The sequence below is a fragment of the Nocardioides sp. CPCC 206348 genome, from assembly GCF_048654705.1.
Lineage (GTDB): Bacteria > Actinomycetota > Actinomycetes > Propionibacteriales > Nocardioidaceae > Nocardioides.
In genome coordinates, this window is the sequence record NZ_JBMCZA010000139.1 from 1 (window position 1) to 1,510 (window position 1,510).

Annotated in this window: 2 protein-coding genes; one reads left to right on the plus strand and one right to left on the minus strand. The window is 70.9% G+C overall.

What is annotated here, in order from left to right:
* Positions 1-800 (minus strand): asparaginase (locus ACOADB_RS09020; protein WP_378597625.1); only part of this gene is annotated, 800 nt, incomplete at its 3' end.
* 55 nt (positions 801-855) lie between these two features.
* On the opposite strand from ACOADB_RS09020, the gene ACOADB_RS09025 reads away from it, so the two are divergent.
* Positions 856-1,510: YdeI/OmpD-associated family protein (locus tag ACOADB_RS09025; protein ID WP_378597626.1), on the plus strand; the 655-nt coding region annotated here is incomplete at its 3' end.

Sequence of the window (1,510 nt, forward strand, 5' to 3'; positions counted from 1 at the left end):
GCGAACACCACCGGCACCTGCCGGGCGATCCGGCCGACCGCCTCGGCCATGGCGGCGGACACGTGGCCGGCACCGAACCCGGCGATCACGAGTCCGTCCACGTCATCGGGACGGATCGCGTCGACGACGTACCCGTCGTCCCCGAGGTAGGTCGCCAGCAGCGGCACCCGCGGGTCGTCGGCCTCCTGCCCTGCCGACAGGCGCAGGGGCGCCACCCGACCGGCCGGGACGCCGTACGCGACCTCGGCCTCGACACACCGGCCGATCGGCCCGAACACCGCCGAACGGAAGGCGCTCGTCGACATCGAGTCGGTCTTCGCCACCCACCGCGCCTGGTGGATCTCGTCGTCGAAGGCAACCAGGACGCCCCGGTCACGCGACGACGGCGCGAGGACACAGCGCACCGCCGTGAGCAGGTTCGCAGGACCGTCGGCCCCAGCCGCTTGTGGAGACCGCATCGCACCGGTCAGCACGAGCGGTTCGGGACGGTCCCAGAACAGGTCGAGCAGGTAGGCCGCCTCCTCCAGGGTGTCCGTCCCCTGCGTGAGTACGACGCCCGTCGCTCCTGCGTCGACAGCGGCCTGCGCCCAGCGAAGTGCCCGCAGGATGGTCGGTTCGTCGAGGGACGGACTCGGCAGCATCGCCAGCGTCTCGGCCCGGATGTCCGCGATCTCGGCAAGGCCGGGCACCGCCTCGGCCAGCAGCGCGGCCGACAGCGTGGGCACGACCTCTGCCCCATCGGTGGAGGTCGAGGCGATGGTGCCGCCGAGGGCACCGATGGCCACGGTGGGTCGGGTCATGGGACCAGCATGTCGCACGGGCCCGGGTGTCGGTGACGAGTGGCAGGCTGGCGCCATGGCGAAGGATCGAGTGCCCGGTCGCATGGGTGGCAGCGAGGAGCGCCCGGCGCGCTTCTTCGCCGACGCCGCCGAGTTCGACGCGTGGCTCGCAGCGAACCACGACACCGAGACCGAGCTCTGGATGGGCCTGAACAAGAAGCACGTCCCCGAGCGTGGGCTGACCTGGGAGGAAGCCGTACCCGTGGCCCTGTGCTGGGGGTGGATCGATTCGATCGCGCAGCGCATCGACGAGGACACCCGGCGCCAACGCTGGAGCCCGCGCAAGAAGACCAGCAACTGGAGCAAGGTCAACCTCGACTTCGTCGAGCAGCTGAAGGCCGAGGGCCGCATGCAGCCGAGCGGACTGGCGATCTGGGAACAGCGCAAGACCGACCCGGCGCCGTACACGCACGAGGTCGACGGCGAGATCGTCCTGCCCGACGCCTACGCCGCCGACCTCGCCGCCAACCCGGCCGCCACCGCCTTCTGGCAAGCAGCGACCAGGACCTACCGAAAGGTCTGCTCCAACTGGGTCCTCTCCGCCAAGCAGGAAACCACCCGCGATCGCCGGATGGCCCAACTGGTGGAGGATTCCGCCGCCGGACAACTCATCCCCATGCAGCGCTACGGCGACGTCCCCAAGTGGGTCGAACGCGCCGCTGCAGCCGCCA